The organism is Sulfuricurvum sp. RIFCSPLOWO2_12_FULL_43_24, assembly GCF_001829605.1.
In the GTDB taxonomy this organism is placed as follows: domain Bacteria; phylum Campylobacterota; class Campylobacteria; order Campylobacterales; family Sulfurimonadaceae; genus Sulfuricurvum.
In genome coordinates, this window is the sequence record NZ_MIBT01000015.1 from 10815 (window position 1) to 31810 (window position 20996).

General features: G+C 42.7%; 23 protein-coding genes. All 23 read left to right on the forward strand.

Annotated features, from left to right (window positions below; all coding sequences use genetic code 11):
- Positions 1–17 precede the first annotated feature (17 nt).
- Positions 18–2789, forward strand: a complete 2772-nt coding sequence (locus A3G19_RS01435; protein ID WP_294870231.1) for an SLBB domain-containing protein — start codon at positions 18–20, stop codon at positions 2787–2789.
- Positions 2786–3727, forward strand: a complete 942-nt coding sequence (locus tag A3G19_RS01440) for a hypothetical protein (protein ID WP_294870232.1) — start codon at positions 2786–2788, stop codon at positions 3725–3727. Before A3G19_RS01435 ends, A3G19_RS01440 begins: the two co-directional genes overlap by 4 nt.
- The gene (locus A3G19_RS01445; protein WP_294870233.1) at positions 3724–5841 is read left to right on the forward strand and encodes a YjbH domain-containing protein; all 2118 of its coding nucleotides are present in this window, start codon (positions 3724–3726) and stop codon (positions 5839–5841) included. The genes A3G19_RS01440 and A3G19_RS01445 overlap by 4 nt, the downstream gene beginning before the upstream one ends.
- A 64-nt stretch (positions 5842–5905) precedes the next feature.
- Positions 5906–6238: a hypothetical protein gene (locus tag A3G19_RS01450; RefSeq protein ID WP_294870234.1), complete on the forward strand. Its 333-nt coding sequence runs from the start codon at positions 5906–5908 to the stop codon at positions 6236–6238.
- Positions 6239–6384: 146 nt separating this feature from the next.
- Positions 6385–6693 carry a 50S ribosomal protein L21 gene (gene rplU, locus A3G19_RS01455; RefSeq protein ID WP_015654104.1) on the forward strand — a complete coding sequence of 103 codons (309 nt, stop codon included), beginning with the start codon at positions 6385–6387 and terminating at the stop codon, positions 6691–6693.
- Positions 6694–6716: 23 nt separating this feature from the next.
- Positions 6717–6974: a 50S ribosomal protein L27 gene (gene rpmA / locus A3G19_RS01460; protein ID WP_015654103.1), complete on the forward strand. Its 258-nt coding sequence runs from the start codon at positions 6717–6719 to the stop codon at positions 6972–6974.
- Between the two features lie 148 nt (positions 6975–7122).
- The gene (gene obgE / locus A3G19_RS01465; protein ID WP_294870236.1) at positions 7123–8220 is read left to right on the forward strand and encodes a GTPase ObgE; all 1098 of its coding nucleotides are present in this window, start codon (positions 7123–7125) and stop codon (positions 8218–8220) included.
- Entirely contained in the window at positions 8217–8987 is a 771-nt protein-coding gene (proB, locus tag A3G19_RS01470; protein ID WP_294870238.1) for a glutamate 5-kinase, read from the forward strand. Before obgE ends, proB begins: the two co-directional genes overlap by 4 nt.
- Entirely contained in the window at positions 8987–9898 is a 912-nt protein-coding gene (fmt, locus tag A3G19_RS01475) for a methionyl-tRNA formyltransferase (RefSeq protein ID WP_294870240.1), read from the forward strand. Before proB ends, fmt begins: the two co-directional genes overlap by 1 nt.
- Entirely contained in the window at positions 9879–10514 is a 636-nt protein-coding gene (locus A3G19_RS01480) for a biotin--[acetyl-CoA-carboxylase] ligase (RefSeq protein WP_294870242.1), read from the forward strand. Before fmt ends, A3G19_RS01480 begins: the two co-directional genes overlap by 20 nt.
- Entirely contained in the window at positions 10511–11296 is a 786-nt protein-coding gene (locus tag A3G19_RS01485; protein ID WP_294870244.1) for an AAA family ATPase, read from the forward strand. The genes A3G19_RS01480 and A3G19_RS01485 overlap by 4 nt, the downstream gene beginning before the upstream one ends.
- A gap of 9 nt (positions 11297–11305) precedes the next feature.
- The gene (locus tag A3G19_RS01490; RefSeq protein WP_015654097.1) at positions 11306–12148 is read left to right on the forward strand and encodes a ParB/RepB/Spo0J family partition protein; all 843 of its coding nucleotides are present in this window, start codon (positions 11306–11308) and stop codon (positions 12146–12148) included.
- A 68-nt stretch (positions 12149–12216) separates the two neighbouring features.
- Positions 12217–12639 (forward strand): hypothetical protein, encoded by a 423-nt coding sequence (locus A3G19_RS01495; RefSeq protein ID WP_015654096.1) that lies wholly within the window; start codon positions 12217–12219, stop codon positions 12637–12639.
- A gap of 8 nt (positions 12640–12647) precedes the next feature.
- The gene (locus A3G19_RS01500; RefSeq protein WP_294870245.1) at positions 12648–13163 is read left to right on the forward strand and encodes a F0F1 ATP synthase subunit B; all 516 of its coding nucleotides are present in this window, start codon (positions 12648–12650) and stop codon (positions 13161–13163) included.
- Entirely contained in the window at positions 13164–13700 is a 537-nt protein-coding gene (locus A3G19_RS01505) for a F0F1 ATP synthase subunit delta (RefSeq protein WP_015654094.1), read from the forward strand. It abuts the gene before it with no gap.
- A gap of 20 nt (positions 13701–13720) precedes the next feature.
- The gene (gene atpA, locus A3G19_RS01510) at positions 13721–15238 is read left to right on the forward strand and encodes a F0F1 ATP synthase subunit alpha (protein ID WP_015654093.1); all 1518 of its coding nucleotides are present in this window, start codon (positions 13721–13723) and stop codon (positions 15236–15238) included.
- A gap of 8 nt (positions 15239–15246) precedes the next feature.
- Positions 15247–16134 (forward strand): ATP synthase F1 subunit gamma, encoded by an 888-nt coding sequence (atpG, locus tag A3G19_RS01515; RefSeq protein ID WP_015654092.1) that lies wholly within the window; start codon positions 15247–15249, stop codon positions 16132–16134.
- A gap of 14 nt (positions 16135–16148) precedes the next feature.
- Positions 16149–17549 carry a F0F1 ATP synthase subunit beta gene (atpD, locus tag A3G19_RS01520; protein ID WP_015654091.1) on the forward strand — a complete coding sequence of 467 codons (1401 nt, stop codon included), beginning with the start codon at positions 16149–16151 and terminating at the stop codon, positions 17547–17549.
- A 27-nt stretch (positions 17550–17576) separates the two neighbouring features.
- A complete protein-coding gene (gene atpC, locus A3G19_RS01525; protein WP_015654090.1) occupies positions 17577–17969 on the forward strand; it encodes an ATP synthase F1 subunit epsilon in 393 nt (130 codons plus the stop codon).
- 3 nt (positions 17970–17972) lie between these two features.
- The gene (locus A3G19_RS01530) at positions 17973–18539 is read left to right on the forward strand and encodes a MotA/TolQ/ExbB proton channel family protein (protein WP_015654089.1); all 567 of its coding nucleotides are present in this window, start codon (positions 17973–17975) and stop codon (positions 18537–18539) included.
- 2 nt (positions 18540–18541) lie between these two features.
- Complete coding sequence (locus A3G19_RS01535) at positions 18542–18931, forward strand: biopolymer transporter ExbD (RefSeq protein ID WP_015654088.1); 390 nt, start codon at positions 18542–18544, stop codon at positions 18929–18931.
- A 40-nt stretch (positions 18932–18971) separates the two neighbouring features.
- Complete coding sequence (locus A3G19_RS01540) at positions 18972–19718, forward strand: TonB C-terminal domain-containing protein (protein ID WP_015654087.1); 747 nt, start codon at positions 18972–18974, stop codon at positions 19716–19718.
- 4 nt (positions 19719–19722) lie between these two features.
- Positions 19723–20970 (forward strand): Tol-Pal system protein TolB, encoded by a 1248-nt coding sequence (gene tolB, locus A3G19_RS01545; RefSeq protein WP_294870248.1) that lies wholly within the window; start codon positions 19723–19725, stop codon positions 20968–20970.
- The last annotated feature ends 26 nt before the right edge of the window (positions 20971–20996 follow it).

Below are 20996 nucleotides of genomic sequence, written 5' to 3' on the forward strand. Positions count from 1 at the left end.
GTAAAAACGGAGGTAGCATGAATTTTAAATTAGGTCTGATGAAGCTAGCGGCAATCATTTTTATGGTGATCGGTATCTCGCTGATAGCAGCGGAAAAAGAACAGATAATCGAAGCGATCAAAGCAAATCCAAAGTTACTTGAATCACCTGAGGCTAAGAGTTATTTAGAAAAAAAAGAGTCCGCCGCCTCCAATGTGACGACCACCGTTCAAGTCAAACCGGTCAATCTCGTCGATACTAATGAGAGCAATACGACTCAGCCGAATAGGATTAATGTTCAAGAAATCAAAGAACAGCAGGAACAACAAGCATTACGCTCTTTTGCACGCTCTCCGCTGACAGTGGAGAAAAGTGACGAGTATATGAAGCGCATGGTTGCTTTGCAGCTTAAAAATTCGGCATCGCCTGTATCGCTAAAGCGGTATGGATTGGAGTTTTTTGCAAACAAAAACGGTCTCGATCTGGCATCGCTTCCGGTTCCGGAAAATTATAAAATTGTCCCAAAAGATATTCTTTCGGTGATTTTGTACGGTCCAAAAAGTGACAATATGAGTTTAAATGTCGATAAAGACGGCTCGGTCATTATCCCATCGTTTGGTCCTTTGCATGTAGCGGGGTTGTCGTTCGGTGAAGCCAAAAAGGTCATTGCCGATGCGCTGATGGCGGCATTTCCAAATATTGGAGTGACGGTTAATATTACCCAGTTTTCGACTATTCAAGTGACATTGGCAGGCGAAGTAGCCACGCCTGGGCTCTATAATGTCAGTTCGTTTTCGACAGTTAAAGAAGCATTGATCGCAGCGGGCGGCTTGTCTGAAAACGGTTCGATGCGTGCGGTTCAAATCAGACGAGGCGGTCGTACGATCGCTACTGTCGATTTGTATCGTATTATCCGTGGCAACGGCAGCAGCGATACGCTCTTAAAGGCAGGCGATGTGATCGTCGTACCGGTGGTGGAGAAATCGGTCGTGATAGAGGGTGAAATAAAACGCCCTGCGATTTATGAGGCAAAAGAGGGAGAATCGGTCGGAGAACTCATCGGTTATGCAGGAGGGCTTAAAGCTTCGGCTAACAAAAACGATATTCGAATCACTCGATACGATAATCACGAAAAAGTGACCATCATTTCCGTTAGCCATACGGATTCTTACAAAAAAAGTGCTATGGATCAAGATAAAGTGTATGTGTACGGGGTAAATACCGGCAATCTTCGCGGTATTACCTTGTACGGGAATATCATTAAACCGGGTTTTTGGCCGTTACCCAAAGAGGGGATGGGCATCGGAGAATTTTTTAAACGGGAAATCGAACAACAGGGGTTACGTGGAGTATTTTTGGAGCAGACTTATTTCGATTACGCGATTATCAAACGGATGAACCGTAATCTCAAAGAGGAATTGATTGGTTTTTCTCTCTCCAAAGCGCTGAACGGGGAGGAAAAAGTGGTGCTACATAGCCGAGATGAGCTTTATATCCTGAACACGGCATCGGTTGAGTCTGCCCCGATCGTCAAAATTTCCGGAGAGTGTGTCACCCGTCCGGGAGAATATCGCTATTTTGAGAAAATGACGCTTGAGTCATTACTTAACACGGCTGGGAGTAATTGTCTGATCGATCCGAGAAACATTACAGTCATTTCACGTGATGCGGTCACATTCCGTCCCAAAGTCCGCGTCGTCGATACGACCACTGAAAAGGGAGTGGTACTCAGTAAAAATGATGAAATCAAAGTGATGGGATATTATACCAGTAACCCTATCAGCGAAGCGATCATCAACGGAGAAGTATACAAACCAGGCAGCTATCCAATCGGCGATACCGATTTTTTGTTGCGCGATTTGGTAATGGTAGCCGGAGGGATCACCGACAAAGCGAGTATGGACAAAGTCGAAATCGTCAGTTATGAGGTAGAAAACGGTGAACGTATCCGTCGTGTTCGAAACCTCTCTTTGATCGAGGCGCTTGCATCGGATAATTACATTATCAAACCTTACGACGAAGTAAATATCTTTAAGGTTCCTCGATGGAATGAACGTCGAGTCGTTAAAATCGTCGGTAAAGTTAAATATCCGGGTGAATACGCGATCGAAGACGGTGACATGCTTGCCGACGTGCTCGAACGTGCCGGAGGATTTAGCCCAAGCGCTTATGTGGGCGGTGCGGTGTTTACACGTGAAGAGCTGAAAAAACGCCAGTCCGATGGGATGGAACGCCAAATCAAAGAGTTGGAACAGCGCATTTTGTTCGCTGCTTCTCAGCCAACCGAAGCAGGTCAGAATTCGGCGGATAAAGCACAGTTGATCAATCTCCTCTCCACTCTCAAAGAGGAGGTTAAGAAAACGACGTTTGTGGGACGTTTGGCAATCAGCCTTGATACCGACTTGGTACGCTTGAAAAAAAGCGATGGGAATATCCTCCTCAAAGACGGTGATACCCTTTATGTTCCTGAGCGCGAGGATAGCGTCGTTGTCCAAGGCGAGGTGCTAAATCCTAACGCATTGGTTTACAACCCCTCTTATAGCATCGAAAATTATATCGAACGTGCCGGCGGACTCAAAAACAGTGCGGATAGCAACAATATATTTGTCGTACATGCAAACGGAGAGGCCGAGGGGATAAAATCCAGCTATCTCTTCGGCAGTATGACGCAGGTGGGGCCAGGAGATTTGATCGTCGTTCCGATGGAGATCGCAACCGTCAGCCGGATGCAGTTTGCTAAAGACGTTACGTCGATTCTCTATCAGCTAGCCGTATCGGTGGCGGCGCTCAATACGATTGGAGCATTATGATGCAGAGCGAAAGATTGACGCATCATGAAGACGAAATCGATCTGCGCGAGCTGATGCGTACCGTAAGCAAACACAAGGGCAAGCTCTCTCTTTTTTTGTTGCTGGCGGTAGTTTTGAGTGTAGGGTGGGGGTTGTCCAAACCTAATATGTACCGTTCGCAGGCGGTAATGATCCCGCAAGAACAATCCAAAACCTCTTCCCTCGGCGGATTAGGAGCGTTGGCGGGTATGGCGGGTGTCGATATCGGCGGAGGGGAGATGTCTGCCGATCAAGGATATCAGCTCTATCTCGATGATTATAGCTGGATGAGGGAGTTTTTAGTCGCATCGGGGTTATTTGAACGTCTCATCAGTACCGATATTGATAAAAATTACCATTTTGCGCTAGGGTACGATGGGTTCTATCGGATGTTCAAAGTCTCAGAAGAGAGATCACTCAAAGAGTTAACGCCGCAAGAACGTGAAAAGATGCTCTTTAACGCATATTTGAGTTTTAAAGGGAAATTAACCATTTCTAGCGATAAAAAAACCTCTCTGATCACGGTAGCTTATCACGACCCAGACGCTATTTTGGCGCGAGATGCGGTAAAACTTTTTTTGACGTACGCATCGGAATCCCTTCGTAAAAGTGAACTTTCCGATATCGATAAAAAAATCCGCTATTATGAGGAAGAACTCCAAAAAAACAGTGATCTTGCGCTCAAAACACAGCTCTCGCAGCTCATGTCGGGATTGATCCAAAAAAAGGTACTGGCTTACTCCAGCGAACTTTATAACGTAAAAATGATAACGGCCCCGTCGATAGCGTATGAACGGGATAAAGAAGGACCGAAACGGGGGTTTATTGTTGTTGTCACTATGCTGGCATCATTGGTTGTCGGTATTTTCGGTATTTTTCTGCTTGAATTTTTTCGACGTGATGATAAGGCGGCAGTGTGAGAGGATGGTGGTGCATCGCATGTTTGTGCGTCGCATTAAATGCTGAAATTGTGATTCCGCTGAATCAGGTGCATACCGATTTCTCTGCACAAAACAGTGGTAAAACGGGTTTGATTGAAACACCGAACGCGCGTGTTATGAACGATTGGCGTGTTCGTCCTCACTATTTTTACAGCGATCCATTTCTCTATTACGGCGTTTTGATCGCGCCGCTTCCCAGGCTTGAACTGAATCTGCGTATGACACAGGTACGGGGTGTCCCCGGTTTCGGAGATTCAGCGGGATATGGGGACTATAAAGACAAAGCGATCGATTTTAAATTTCTCCTTGCTAAAGAGGATCGGATTTTACCGGCGATAGCGGTAGGTTTTGACGATATTCAAGGGACAGGGCTATACTCCTCCAAATATCTAGTCGCATCCAAACGTTTCGGATGGATAGATATGAGCGGTGGGTATGCACTGGGACGATTGGGAGGAGAAGACCTTAGTCGGTACGGAGCCAACTACAGTAGTGACCGAGGAATCGATTTTCTAACCAGTACCGAGATACGCGGGGGAGGATGGTTCGGAGGATTAGAGGCCCATTTCACTCCCGATCTCTCCCTAAAAGCCGAATATTCCCCCATCAACTATCATTACGATTTTATCAATCCGTTTACCCAAAACAAATCACCAATGCCGAAAACCTCGATCAATATTGGACTTAGTTATAAACTCTCCGATAAAGTTACTTTGGCTGCCAATTATGAGCGTGGAACAAGTTATGGATTGGGATTCAACATAACGATTCCTTTTGATGAAGAGGGGCTTTATCTTCATCAAAGTGACTCTCGTTGGAGAGCTAAAGAGGGAACTCCGGAACGTTTCAGCCATTATGATGATCAAAATCTCAGTATTATTTTAGCCGATGAGATTGCAGCTGAGAAATATTCGAATGTCGATGTCGCTGTCTATAAAAACAAAATTTGGGCGGGGCTTGAAAACCCTAAATATAACTCTTCGATGAAAGCTTTGGGTCGTGCCGCAGATATTTTAGACGAAGTGGCACCCGATCGGTTTGATCGGTTTTATCTCGCTCTCAAACAGACCGACCTTGAGTATTCCGTATTGACAGTCAACCGCGATGAGATCAAACAAATCAAATCTAATCCTACCCCCCCGATTCCTCCGCATGCTATCGAGTATTCATCTGATGTGGAAAAAAGTTATGAAGAATTTAGTGAGGGGAAAGAGCTTTTTAAATCTCCAACAGTCGGAAGTAAAAATTTTGCATGGCTTTTTAAACCTTCGCTTGAAACGTATCTCAATGACAAAGACAACCCTTTGACCTATAAACTATCGGTATTGGGGGGAGCAAGATACCAAGCGTTACCGGGTGGATATATGTTTGGACGGTTGATGTTTCCCCTCTATAACACAACCGATGAGATAACATTGAAGGCTTTGGAACCCGCAGCATCAGCAACGCGTACCGACAGTCTCAAATATATTCAGTACAACGGCGTTCAATTATACGATTTGGCATTCGATCAGGTTGTAAAATTGCCGCTTGGGATTTACGGCAGAGCGGAAGTAGGCTATTTTGAACCGGCATACGGAGGGATCGGTCTGGAGTGTTATCGTCCGTTTGATGGGGGACGTTTTGGGATCGGTCTTGAGTATCAAAGGGTAAAAAAACGCCAGATAGAGGATATGTTCGGTTTCGAAGATACCCGTTTCGACGGGAAATTTATTAACCTTTATGCTAATCTCTTCCCTAAACTAGGGATAAAAACGACTGCAAAAATCGGAGAGTTTTTTGCGGGGGATCGCGGTGTGAGCTGGACGGTGATGCGTGAATACAAAGATTTTACGATCGGTGTGTTTATTACTAAAACAACGACCGATATGTTTGTTTCTGCTGAAAATCGTGGCTATATGGATAAGGGGATATTTTTGAGCATACCGTTTTCGACCGTTACGGATCGAAAAGTGAAGGGGGCACTTCATTACGGTTTGAAACCGTGGAGTAGAGATGTCGCCCAATACGCCAATCAATTCAACTCATTGGTGGGATTGGATCCCGCAAATATTTTTGAAATGAATACGGATCGTGAATCGTTTAAGAAATAAATTCTTTTTTGTGAGATAAAATACATTAAGTATCGAAAAATTGACAAATAAAGGGGATAATCAGATGAAAAAAATCATCTCAGTTGCTTTGGTTTTAGGGTTACTATCATCACAGATGATGGCTGCAGGTGCGGCTGGTGGTTCTGTGGCTGGTGGTTCTGTTGCTGGTGGTTCTGTGGCTGGTGGTTCTGTTGCTGGTGGTTCTGTTGCTGGTGGTTCTGTGGCTGGTGGTTCTGTGGCTGGTGGTTCTGTGGCTGGTGGTTCTGTGGCTGGTGGTGCGGTAGGAATGGGTGCCATAGTGTCCGGTGTGGTTGCTGCGGGAGTAGCTACTGCAGCAATAGCTTCGTCGAATAATTCGAATACGACTGCTTCCCACTCGACAACATCTCACCACTAAAATAAAGGTAACCGCTGTTTAGCGGCTATCTCCGTTTCCTCACTTTTCAGATAAAAATCGTAATGATCCCACCATTTTAAACAAAGCTTAAATGTAAGTTGGCTATAATTCGCCACTTTTTGTAGACTTGTAAGTAAGGAACGCTAATGTACGCAATTATCAAAAACGGCGGAAAACAGTATAAAGTTCAAGAGGGTGATATCCTTTTGTTCGATAAAATGGGACTTGATCCTAAAACCACCGTCGAAATCAAAGAAGTTCTTGCCGTTAATAACGGTGAACTTAAAACCGGTACTCCATTCGTAGAGGGTGCTGTTGTTACTGCTGAGGTTATAAATGAAGGTCGTGACCGTAAAGTCGTGATCTACAAAAAACGTCGTCGTAAAGACAGTAAATTGAAACGTGGTTTCAGACGAGATCACACACGCGTTCGCATCGTTAAGATCGCTGCGTAATTATTTAAAAGTAGGAGGACAGCATGGCTCATAAGAAAGGTCAGGGTAGTACACAGAATAACCGCGACTCAGCGGGACGTAGACTCGGTGTCAAAAAATACGGTGGTGAATTCGTAAGAGCGGGTAACATCGTTATCCGTCAACGCGGAACAAAAGTTCACCCAGGTAAAAACATGGGAATGGGTAAAGACCATACTTTGTATGCTTTGGTTGACGGTGTCGTTGCGTTCGAACGTAAAGACAAAAAACGTAAACAAGTCTCTATCATTCCTGCCGCTTAATTTTCACTTACATCGGGCTATCGCCCGATTTTGAATCCATTTCCAAAATTATCTTTTTAATTGTGTACTTTGTTGATGAAGTATAGTGTTAAGCAAATAATAGTTGTCTCATCAGAGGCAAATGTTCAAAACAACTTTAAGGACATTCATGTTTAGTGATAGTGTAGAAATTACCGTCTCATCCGGAAAAGGGGGAGCAGGGTGTGTTGCTTTCAGACGGGAGAAATATGTCCTTCAAGGTGGTCCGAACGGTGGTGACGGCGGTCGAGGCGGCGATGTCTATTTTAAAGTGGATAACAATACCCATACTTTAGCCCATTTTCAGGGGAATAAAAACCTCAAAGCCGATAAAGGTCAACCTGGTGCAGGCTCCAATATGGCGGGTAAAGCAGGTAAACGTCTCATTGTCGTTGTCCCTCCGGGAACGCAAGTTGTGGATGCCGAAACAGGCGATATTTTACTGGATCTATTGGAAGACGGTAAAGAAGTTCTCTTTTTAGAAGGGGGACGCGGAGGTCTTGGAAACGTCCACTTTAAATCCTCAACCAACCAAAAACCGATGTACGCTCAACCGGGAGAACCTGCGGTTACTCGTGTCGTGCGACTTGATTTGAAATTGATCGCCGATGTCGGACTCGTTGGATTTCCAAATGTTGGTAAATCAACATTGATCTCTACCGTTTCGAATGCACGTCCCGAAGTAGCAAACTATGAGTTTACAACATTGACTCCGAAACTTGGACAAATCAATATCGGTGAGTTTGATTCGTATATTATGGCAGACATTCCGGGAATTATCGGTGGCGCATCAGAAGGGAAAGGGCTTGGGCTTAAATTCCTTCGCCATATTGAGCGTACGAAAACATTGCTATTTATGATCGACTTAGCATCGTATCATGAACTTGAATATCAGTATGAAACTCTCAAGCAAGAGCTAGAAAAATTCTCACCTCTTTTAGCCGAGCGTAATTTCGCCATTGCTTTGACACGTGCCGATGCGATGAGTCCTGAAGAAGCGATAGAAAAAACGAATGCATTTTTGAAATTGGTCAATCTTGATCCCGTTAAAAAAAGCCGATTTGCCTTTAGCGAAGAGTATCCGGTCTATGAGCAAGCCGATTTTGATAAAGCATTTTATGAGCGGTCTAAACCGGCATTTATCGCACCGATTTCATCAGCAATCAATCTTAATATCAAACCATTAACGTATGCACTTTATCAAATGGTCGTAACGGAGCGCGCATGAAGCGGATCGTCGTCAAAGTCGGCAGCGCTGTTTTAAGCGACCATGAGCGTATTGCAAAAGACCGGATGCAGAATTTGGTCAATTTTATTGCGGAGCTCAAAAAAAATTATGAAGTGATTTTAGTCTCATCGGGTGCTGTTGCAGCGGGATATACCGAGCTTAAACTCGATAAAAAAATATTGGCCAATAAACAAGCTCTCGCTTCCATCGGTCAGCCGATCCTGATGAATAAGTATCGTAAAATGTTTGAGCATCATAATATTCTCTCCTCTCAAGTTCTGGTAACGGCTGCTAACTTTAATACCGCCGAAGAGTCCCAAAAAGCCAAAGATACCATTGAAACTCTTCTCAAACATGATGTTGTCCCGATTATCAACGAAAACGATGCCACGGCAACGGAAGAGTTGATTTTGGGGGATAACGATCAGCTCTCAGCCTATGCGGCATACCATTTCGGAGCAGAACTTTTGGTGATTTTATCGGATATCGATGCGTATTATGATAAAGATCCACGTAGTCATGATGATGCGAAAGTTCGTACTCGAATTGAGAATATTACTCCTGAAGAACTTTCTTTGGAAGTGACTCCGAATCATAATTTTGCGACGGGAGGGATCGTGACGAAACTCAAAGCGGCCGATTTTCTCCTCAAACGTGGTGGAGCGATGTTTTTAGCCAGCGGATTTGATCTTAGCGATGCAAAAAGTTTTTTGATCGAAAGTTCACATCGCGGAGGCAGTTTTTTTAAAGCTGTAGAGACACTTTAATGACCCGTATTATTTTTATGGGGACACCTGATTATGCGGCATCTATTTTAGAGGCATTGATTGCGGCGGACGATATTGAGGTTGTTTCGGTTTACACTCAACCCGATAAACCGGTAGGCCGAAAAGCTATTTTGACCCCTCCCATTGTAAAAGTAATAGCGGAAAAAGGTAATATTCCCGTGATTCAGCCTACTCGCTTACGAGATGAAGCCGTGGTAAACGGGTTATTAGAAACTTCGTGCGATATGATTATTGTTGCGGCGTATGGACAGATTCTCCCTAAAGCGATTTTGGATCATGCACCGTGTGTCAATCTCCATGCCTCTATCCTTCCGCAATACCGTGGAGCCAGCCCGATTCAGCAAAGTTTGCTGAACAACGATCCCCAAAGCGGCGTGAGTGCAATGTGGATGGATGAAGGGCTTGATACCGGAGCCATTATAAAAATTGAAACACTCTCTATCGGTGCAGATGAAATGGTCTCCTCTTTGTACGATCGACTAACAAATACTGCAGTGAAACTTACCCTTGATGTCATTCGACATTGGGACCGGAAAAGTGCGCTCAAGCAAAACGATGCTGAGGCCACCCACTGTAAGAAAATACTTAAATCAGACGGGTTAATCGATTTTTCCGATGCGCGGGAGATTTATAATCGCTATCGGGCTTTTACTCCATGGCCGGGGATATTTATCGAATCTGGGCTCAAGATTAAAACGATACGGTTGGAAGAAGCAGAAAGTTACGGAGATGCAGGGATAATCACCCAGATTGACAAAGAGAGTATCGTAGTACAATGTAGAAAAGGTTCGCTTCGCATTCTAAGTGTTCAAGCTCCTTCAAAACAAGAAACATCAGTCGTTGATTATCTCAACGGAAAACGGATAGGGTGTGGATATCCACTGGTTTGAGTCGCTTGATTCGACTCAAAGCTATCTCATTGAAGAACTTAAACTCTCCAGACTTCACGCTCCCATCTGCATCGGTGCATCGCTTCAAACAAGTGGAAAGGGTTCACGCGGCAATAACTGGGTAGGAGAAGAGGGAAATCTTTTTATTTCGGTTGCTATTGAACGTTCCATGCTTCCTCATGATTTAAAACTTGAATCTTCATCCATCTATTTGGCTTTTTTGATGAAACAACTTTTGAATACATTGGGTTCAACACTATGGCTGAAATGGCCGAATGACTTTTATCTCGGAAACAAAAAAGTTGGTGGTGTTATTACCAACTTAGTGGAAGAAACGCTGGTGTGCGGGATTGGGATAAATCTGATTTCTGCACCGGAAGATTTTGAAAAAATCGATATTGCCATCTCACCATATGATTTAACAAAAGCTTATAGTGAGTTGTTTAAAAATTTACCATCGTGGAAGCAGATTTTTAGTAATTACCGGATAGAATTTGAAAACAGTAGAGAATTTTTTACCCACAACAATAATGAAAAAGTTACACTAGAGAGGGCCGTACTATTAGAAGACGGATCGCTGATGTGTGACGGCCAAAGGATATTTAGTTTACGATGAGTGAAGTTATTGTTATCGCCAATCAAAAAGGGGGAGTGGGTAAAACCACAACCGCCGTCAATTTAGCCGCATCTTTGGCCGTTGCTGAAAAAAAAGTATTGTTGATCGATGCCGATCCACAAGCCAATGCAACAACCTCATTAGGGTACCATCGCAACAACTATGAGTTTAATATCTATCATGTATTGATCGGTGCGAAGAAACTTCGAGAAATCATCTTAAAAACATCCTTGCCAAAACTTTTTTTGGCTCCGTCCAATATTGGTCTTGTCGGAGTTGAAAAAGAGTATTACGATGCTGATAACGCAAAAGGGCGTGAACTTATATTGAAACGCGCTATTGCACAGGTGAAAGAAGATTATGATTATGTTATCATTGATTCGCCTCCGGCACTTGGACCGATGACGATTAATGCTCTTTCTGCGTCTAATTCGGTCATCATCCCGATTCAATGTGAATTTTTTGCTTTGGAAGGGTTGGCACAGTTACTTAATACCGTCAAATTGGTACGCAAAACGATTAATCCGAAATTGACAATCAAAGGTTTCTTGCCGACGATGTACAGTGCTCAAAACAACCTTTCTCGTCAAGTATTTGCCGATTTACGTCAACATTTTCCGGCTAAGTTGTTTAAATCAGGAGGGAGTGATGATTATATTGTCATCCCACGTAACGTTAAATTGGCAGAATCTCCGAGTTTTGGAAAACCGGCCATTTTGTATGATGTAAAATCAAGCGGCTCCATGGCGTACCAAGATTTGGCACACGCTATTATCGCCTAAAGGAAAAATATGGCGAAAGCATCTGCATTAGGTCGAGGTCTTGGCGCACTGTTAAGCGAAATCGAAGAGGCATATGATAATGAGCTTCCCAAGAAAGGGGGAGTCGAAGAAATTGCTGTTAGTAAAATCCGTCCTAACCCGTATCAACCACGTAAGCATTTCGATCCTGAATCTTTAGCTGAACTTTCTGAATCCATTAAAGTACATGGTTTACTGCAACCAATCGTTATCAAAGAAGATTTAGACGGTTATATCCTTATTGCAGGAGAACGACGCCTTCGTGCGAGTAAACTGGCTAAAAATAAAACGATCAAAGCGATTGTTGTGTCAGTAAGTGACGAGCAGATGCGTGAGCAGGCCTTGATCGAAAATATTCAGCGTGATGAGCTAAATGTTATTGATTTAGCACAAGCCTATCAAGAATTAATTGATATTCATGAGCTTACGCATGAACAACTTTCTCAAACCGTTCATAAAAGCCGTACTCAGATCACCAATACCTTACGCCTTTTGCAACTGAGTGAAAAAGGGCGAAAAGCTCTTGTCGATGGAAAAATCAGTGCGGGTCATGCGAAGGTGATTTTGGGGCTTGAAGCGGGTGAACAAGCGATGATGATCGATTCGATTATCGGCCAAAAGTTGAGTGTTCGTGATGTGGAAAGTATGGTTAAAAAAATTAAACTTCCTTCAACGCTTCACACAGCCTCTCATGAAGTTGATGAATTAAATTTTACTCTATTGAAAAAACATTTGTCTTCTCTTGGTTATAAATGTAGCACAAAAGGTTACAAATTAACCCTTGAATTTGAAGATAATGGACAAATTGAATCATTTTTAGACCTACTTTCTTAATATCTCTTGACGTTTAACTGTCCCTTCAATTTATAAGTTGTATAATCACGCAACTTTTAGGAGGTGGTATGTTAGATATAAGTCCGATGCTGCTTGGCAGCACACTGATTGTCTTCCTTGTCCTTATTGCCCTACTAAACAGTTTGCTTTACAAACCTCTTTTCAGTTACATGGAAAAACGGGATGCGGATATTAAAAAAGATTTGGAACAAGTTGGCAACAACGATTCTGAAATCGCCGCGTTTCACGCCAAAGCTGAGAAGATTATGAGTGATGCTAAACTGGAAGCAGCGGCATTAAGAGAAAAAGTTATTGCTGAGGCCAAAGCGCTGGCAAATAGCAGAATAGAGACAAAACGTGCTGAATTAGCACTTGAGTACGCAACGTTCGAAGGCGAACTGTCGCAAGAGAGAACACGGTTGATTGCTGCGCTTCAAGATGAAGTGCCTGCATTCCAAACGGCTGTATCAGCAAAACTAAGTCAGATATAAGGGACGCAATGAGTAAAATAATCGTTACAGTATTACTGCTCAGCGCGTATCTATTTGGATCGGATGCTGGTGCAGAGGGCTCTACGGACATCGTTCAACGAACGATTAACTTCCTGATTTTTGCCGGAATTTTGTTTTATATTTTGGCTGAACCGGTTAAGAGCTATTTTAGCGGAAGAAGTACGGGTATTGCCGATGAACTTGAAAAAGTTCAAGAGCGTCTTCGTGAGTCAAAACGTCTAAAAGAAGCGGCCGAGCACAAAATCGAAGAAGCGGAACATTTTGCGAATGAATTGAGTGAATCAAGTAAAAAAGAAAACAAAATTTTGTCTGACAAAATTTTGGCTCAATCTGAACAAGATCTTGAGATTATTACAAAGCAAAATGTTGCATTAATGGAACTTGAGAAACGTAAAATGGTTCGTGAAGTGGTTTCTGAAGTAATGAATGATGTTATGAACAGTAGCAATGATGCTTTAGGTAAAGAAGCGATGACCGAAATCTTGAAAAAGAAGGTGGCCTAAATGCGACATGAACTAATTGCAAAACGTTACATTAAACCTTTGATGGATACATGTGATCAATCATCATTAGATAATTTAGCGCTACTTCTCAACAGTGTTGCTAAAGCTTATGAAAATGAAAAATTCATTCTTATTATGAACAACAATGAGATCACTCTCGATGCTAAACGCCAACTAATCTTAGATATGGTTGCTTCGGCAAACAGCTCTACGGTTAACAATCTTATTAAACTATTGGCTGAAAATGGGCGTCTTTTATTGATTCCTACCCTTGCAGACCAATTGACACGTGAGATCGCACGGGCAAAACGTACTTTTAGTGGACGTATTTATAGCAACAGTGTTGTCGATCAGGCATCAGTCGAAACGATTGGACGTGATTTGGGTACAAAAATGGGAGCAACGATCTCTTTGAGTTATGTTGCTTCTGATTTTGACGGAGTCCGTGTTGAAGTTGATGATTTGAATGTTGAAATCAATTTTTCAAAAAGCCGCCTCAATGCTCAATTAGTTGAGCACATTTTAAAAGCAATTTAACCCTCGGGAAAGGAGAAATAGTGGTAGCAAAAGTACAAGCAGACGAAATCAGTTCAATCATTAAAGAACGAATTGAAAATTTCGAACTTAATGTAGATATTAATGAAACCGGAAAAATCGTCTCATACGGAGATGGAATCGCTCAAGTTTATGGCTTGAACAATGTTATGGCCGGAGAGATGGTAGAATTTGAAGACGGTTCACGCGGTCTGGTTATGAACCTTGAGGAGAGCAGCGTCGGTGTTGTTATTCTTGGTAAAGGTAAAGATCTTCGCGAAGGTATGTCAGTAAAACGTCTTGGACGTCTTTTACGTGTTCCTGTCGGTAATGCACTTCTTGGGCGTGTTGTAAACGCTCTTGGTGAGCCAATTGATGGAAAAGGACCAATCGAAACAACAGAAATCCGTTTTGTTGAAGAGAAAGCTCCAGGGATTATGGCTCGTAAGTCGGTTCATGAACCGATGGCAACCGGTATTAAAGCGATTGACGCTCTTGTTCCGATCGGACGTGGTCAACGTGAACTTATCATCGGTGACCGTCAAACCGGTAAAACTACCGTTGCTTTGGATACGATCATCAACCAAAAAGGGAACGGTGTAGTCTGTGTTTACGTTGCGATTGGTCAAAAAGAATCGACGGTAGCACAAGTTATCCGTCGTCTTGAAGAACACGGTGCGCTTGAATACACTATTATCGTTTCTGCTCCTGCTTCTGAAGCGGCAGCTCTCCAATTCCTTGCTCCGTATACCGGTGTAACGATGGGTGAGTATTTCCGTGACAACGCGCGTCATGGTTTGATCGTTTATGATGATCTCTCTAAACACGCGGTAGCTTACCGTGAAATGTCATTGATCCTTCGCCGTCCTCCGGGCCGTGAAGCATATCCGGGTGACGTTTTCTATCTACACTCTCGTCTTTTAGAGCGTGCAGCGAAATTGAACGATGAGTTGGGTGCGGGTTCATTGACAGCACTTCCGATCATCGAAACTCAAGCGGGTGACGTTGCGGCGTATATCCCAACTAACGTTATTTCGATCACTGACGGTCAAATTTTCTTGGAAACTGACTTGTTCAACTCAGGTATCCGCCCTGCGATCAACGTAGGTCTTTCTGTATCACGTGTCGGTGGTGCTGCACAAATCAAAGCAACAAAACAAGTTGCAGGAACATTGCGTCTTGATTTGGCACAATACCGTGAGCTTCAAGCGTTTGCCCAATTTGCTTCTGATTTGGATGAAGTAAGCCGCAAACAACTTGAGCGTGGTCAACGTATGGTTGAAGTATTGAAACAGCCTCCATATTCACCACTCGGTGCTGAAAAACAAGCATTGGTTATTTTCGCGGGTAATGAAGGGTATCTTGATGATATTTCTGCAGATTCAGTCGTTAAATTTGAAGCGGATTTGTATCCGTTTATTGAAGCGTCTTATCCACAAATTCTTGAAAACATCCGTAGTACATCAAAAATCGATGATGAAACGATGGCAATGATGAAAAAAGCACTCGAAGAGTTTAAATCTACTTTCGTTGCTGAATAAGGATCTTTATGGCTAACTTGAAAGAGATTCAAAGACAGATCAAAAGTGTTTCGAACACGCAAAAAACTACGCGTGCAATGAAGCTTGTTTCAACGGCGAAACTTCGCCGTGCGGAAGAGCTTGCGAAACGCTCACGTCTGTTTGCACAAAAAACGAATCAAGTGATAGCTGAAATCGCAGGACGTATTAAATGCAATAAAGTGGGCGGGATTGAAAACCGCTGCTTCATTGAGAATGATGCACCTGAAATGATCGACATTATTTTTGTAACAGCGGACAAAGGGCTCTGCGGCGGTTTCAACATGCAAACCATCAAAGCGGTTAAACGTCTAATGAGTGAATACAAAAATAAAAAAGTCAAAATCCGCCTTCGCGGTATCGGGAAAAAAGGGATTGAGTTTTTCAATTATAATGAAGTAGAGATGCTTGATGCAGTGAAAAACTTGAGTTCTGCTCCTGATATGCAACGCTCCAGCGAGTTTATGACGAGATCAATTAATGATTTCAAAGAGGGTAAAATTGATGCGGTTTATCTTGTGTACAACGGATATAAAAACGTCATTACCCAAGAGTTGCATGTTAATCGTGTATTGCCGGTCAATGTAGAGAGTTACGATTGTGAAAAAGCTCAAAACACTATGTTAGAGCTTGAAGCACAAGATGAAGAGAAAATGCTTGATTCATTAGTAACAAAATACGCTGAATACAATATGTATTATGCTCTGATCGATTCTGTTGCGGCAGAGCACAGTGCACGTATGCAGGCAATGGATGCTGCAACCAACAACGCTAAAGAGATGGTTAACTCGTTGAAAGTCAAGTTTAACAAAGCGAGACAAGAATCGATTACAACCGAACTTATCGAGATTATCAGCGGCGTCGAGTCGATGAAATAATTATGGAGGAAAGAATGATTGGTAAAATTGCTCAAGTAATTGGTCCGGTTGTTGACGTTGATTTTGAAGGGTATTTACCTGCAATCAATGATGCAATCGAAGTAAATGTAAGTGTAGAAGGGAATACGACTCGTCTTATTCTTGAAGTAGCATCTCACCTTGGAAACGGTCGTGTACGTACGATCGCTATGGATATGTCAGAAGGTCTTGTTCGCGGAATGGCGGCTCGTGCAACTGGTGCTCCGATCAAAGTTCCGGTTGGAGAAAAAGTTCTCGGACGTATCTTCAACGTAATCGGTGAAACTATCGATGGCGGCGATCAAGTAACAGATTGTGATACATGGTCAATTCACCGTGATCCTCCACCACTTGTTGACCAAAGTACAAAAACTGAGATGTTCGAAACGGGTATCAAAGTTGTTGACCTTTTGGCTCCATACGCTAAGGGTGGTAAAGTTGGTCTTTTCGGTGGTGCCGGTGTCGGTAAAACCGTTATTATCATGGAACTTATCCATAACGTCGCACACGGGCATGACGGTCTATCTGTTTTCGCCGGTGTCGGTGAGCGTACTCGTGAGGGGAATGACCTTTACCACGAGATGAAAGAATCAAGCGTTTTGGACAAAGTAGCACTGTGCTACGGTCAAATGTCTGAACCGCCGGGAGCACGTAACCGTATCGCTCTTACAGGTCTTACTATGGCGGAGTACTTCCGTGATGAAAAAGGACTTGACGTATTGATGTTTATCGATAACATCTTCCGTTTTGCACAATCGGGTTCTGAGATGTCAGCACTTCTTGGACGTATCCCATCAGCCGTTGGTTACCAACCGACATTGGCTCGTGAAATGGGTGCTCTCCAAGACCGTATTACATCAACCAAAAAAGGTTCAATCACTTCGGTTCAAGCGGTATACGTACCTGCGGATGACTTGACTGACCCGGCTCCGGCTTCGGTATTTGCTCACCTTGATGCGACTACGGTTCTTAACCGTAAAATCGCTGAAAAAGGGATCTATCCTGCGGTTGACCCATTGGATTCAACCTCTCGTTTGCTTGATCCGCAAATCATCGGTGAAGAGCACTACGGTGTTGCTCGCGGTGTTCAAAAAACATTGCAAAAATACAAAGACTTGCAAGATATCATTGCAATTCTCGGTATGGATGAGCTTTCAGAAGATGATAAATCAACTGTTGAGCGCGCACGTAAAATCGAGAAATTCCTTTCTCAACCGTTCTTCGTTGCGGAAGTATTTACCGGTTCTCCAGGAAAATACGTTTCACTTGAAAACACTATCAAAGGGTTCAAAGGAATTCTTGAGGGTGAATTCGACCATATGCCAGAAGGCGCGTTCTACATGGTTGGTGATATGAATGAGGCGATTGAAAAAGCTGCTAAAATGAAAAGCAAGTAATTGCTTCTCGCCTTATAAGGAAACACGATGGAAACACTCCTCTTAGAAGTGCTAACCCCAAGCGGTCCGATTTATAACGGGCCGGCTAAAAGCGTCACCCTTCCGGGTGAAGAGGGAGAATTTGGTGTTCTCCCTGAACACGTCTCTTTGACTACATTGCTCCAAGCTGGAGTAATAGATATTCAAAAAGAGAACGGTAAAACAGAATCAATCGTCGTGAATTGGGGTGTAGTCCAAATCACCCAAAACAAAGTAGTTGTTTTGGTAGACGGTGCGGTTGCTATTCGTGGAGATAATGAAGGAGATATCGCTAAGGCACTTGATGAAGCGAAATCTTTGATCAGCAGTGTTGGCGATTCCAATGCTATGATCGCATCAGTATCCGCACGTATCGAATCTGCGGCACATCATTTAGTCTAAAAAATGTTTCAGACATTTGCCGATTTTTATGACAAAAGCCATCCGGTAACACTCATTGTGTTACTGGTTCTCTCTTTCTACTTTATTGCCGTTAATTGGGTCTTTTTTTACCGTTTCTTTTCACTAAATCAATGGATTGGTACTGAAAATCAATCGCTTGAGTCCTTGTTATTAGGGTCTAAGCAGATTCCAGACTATGCCTATTTAAGCCATTTTATTAAATCTTCATCCCGTCTTTCTGTTTCACTGTTTGATATGGCTTCTTACGCTGCTACCAAAGAGTCGACAAAAGGGTTGATGTTTCTTTCCGTTGTTGCATCAACTACCCCGTTTATAGGCCTTTTTGGTACGGTTGTTTCTATCTTGGATACGTTTGATCATATCGGTCAGGCCAGTGGGACGATGAGCATTATAGCTTCGGGTGTATCGGATGCTCTTGTCGCAACGGCGTCAGGTATCTTTGTCGCAATATTCGCTTATACCTATCATCAAATTCTTAAACGTAAAGCGTTTGAATTATCAGGTCTGATTCGTATGCAAGGCGATGCACTCCTTTCAAAAGAAGTGTAAGCGTGTTTGATTGGGATGAAAAACCGGAACTGAACATTACTCCGCTAGTGGATGTAATGCTCGTTTTGCTGGCCATTTTAATGGTTATTTCTCCCAATATTGTTTATGAAGAGTTGATCCGTCTCCCGAAAGGTTCTGCTCAAAAAGAGATCACAGAAAAAAAAGAGATTGAAATTATAATTTCTGATGAGCGAAAAATCAACATTGGTCAAGATCAATTTCAACTTGAAACTTTTGCCGATAATTTTATCCGTTTGGCTCCTTCTTACCCAGCTGATTCTACGGTACGTATTAGTGCTGACGGACGTTTGAATTACAGTGAAGTTATGAATGTTTTAGCCGTCGTTAAAAAAGCCGGTTTTCAAAATGTCTCTCTTGTCACTGCACCATAAACAATCTATTTTCAAAGTTTTTAGTATGAGGACTTTGTAAATGGGTTCGAATCAAGAACGCTACTTTTTTTTGAGCGGGTTAATCTCATTTTCTCTTTTCATCGCTCTAGTCGTTTTAGCAGGGTATTCTCTTCTCCTCACCCCTAAAATCGAACAGTTTGCTATGATGCAAAGTAATGTGATCAATGTTTCTATTGCAATTTCCGAGACAAAAGCTACGGAACAAAGTGATCCTGAACCCTCCGTGACCCCTACAGAACCTGAAGTTGCTCAAGAACCAAATGAGGTTGTAAAATCCGAACCCATACCTGAAATATCCGATCTTTTTTCTCAGGTCAAAACTGAAAAGTCTCCTAAAAAAAGGGAGGATGATAGTAAGCGCCGAGATGATTTGAATGCATTGGAAAAAGAGCTTTTAGAAAAAAAAGAGACGCCCCGTTTTTCGGATAAAGTGAATAAAGTTACCCTTGCTAAACCTTTTGTAAAAGTGATTCCGCAAGGGGGATCGACGGGGCCGCTCGTTAACGAATACCATGCTAAGATTCAAGGTTTGGTTTATACCTATTTTCGTCCACCCTCAGGGAGTGCAGGTGAAGTGGCACGGGTACGCATGAGTATCAGTGCATCGGGGAAACTGATCTCTTACCGTATTCTCAGTTATTCAAGAAACAGTTCTTTTAACAGTGAAATTGATTGGCTGAAAGAGCGCCTTAATTCGATCCATTTTCCCGAACATCCAGATGGCAAAGATGCAGTATTGGAATTTATTTTAACGGCTAAGGAGTAGTCATTTGAAAATTATCTTTTTTTGGTTATGTTTGATTCAACTTTTATGGGGTGCGGATGCGACCATAGAAGTGGTTAAAGGGGTAGCGAGATTAACACCGTTAGCCATTGAAGACTCATCGCCCCAAAGCACGGAGATGTCTCAAAAATTCTCACAAATGTTAGCGGCAGATATGAATGTCGTTTCGATGTTTAGTGTCGATGAGAGCTATGCTATGGCTGGATTTGATGCAACTTCCCCTGCACCTGCGCATAAAGAGGCTCGTTATCTTTTGCGTTATCGTTTAGTCAATGATGGAATGGGCGGAGTAAAAGCGGATGTAAAACTTCTTCAAGACGGTACTCCCCTTTTTCTTAAAAGCTATATTTTGAAACAAAGTGAAATGCTGGTTTTTCTCTCTCACTCCGTAGCGTATGATATTAATGCCAAAATCGGAGGATCCCCGATTGATTGGATTAAACGAAAAGTTTTATTTGTCCGTTTAACCAGTCCAAGACACTCTGAAATTGTCGCTTCAGACTATACCCTTTCGTATCAAAAAGTGATTTTAAAAGGGGGGATATATGGATTTGCAAAATGGGCTAATCGTGAGCAGAGTGATTTGTACTACACTTCACTTTCCGATTTTAAACCGACAATTTATAAGATGAATCTTTTGAGCGGAAAAAAAGAGAAAGTGATCAGCTCAGATGGGATGGCGGTATGTTCCGATGTCAGCGAAGACAGCACCCGTCTTTTGCTCACATTGGCCCCTACGGGGCAGCCTGATATTTATCAGTACGATTTGAATTCTAATACTAAAACACGTATAACCGATTATTCCGGGATCGATGTAAACGGCCAGTTTATGGGAGATGGTTCCATCGCTTTTGTTTCGAATCGTTTTGGCTACCCCAATGTTTTTTCAACGCGCATTAACAGTAATGCTGTTTCGCAACTTGTGTATCAAGGTAAAAATAACTCATCCCTCAGTTCATATAAAAATTTCTTGGTCTATAAAGCACGTGAAAGTACTTCCGGATACGGTGGAAATGCTTTTAACTTGCATTTACTCTCCTTAAATTCTGGGAATATAAAACGCTTAACGGCCAGTGGAGAGAATGATTATCCACGATTTTCTCCTGATGGAGAAGCGATTTTGTATATTAAACAAGAGGGATCGCGCAGTTCTATCGGTCTTATCCGTTTCGGGATTAATAAAAGCTTTGCATTTCCCCTCAAAATAGGGAGAATTCAATCGATAGACTGGTAATGTTAATGTTTTTTTCGGTAACATTC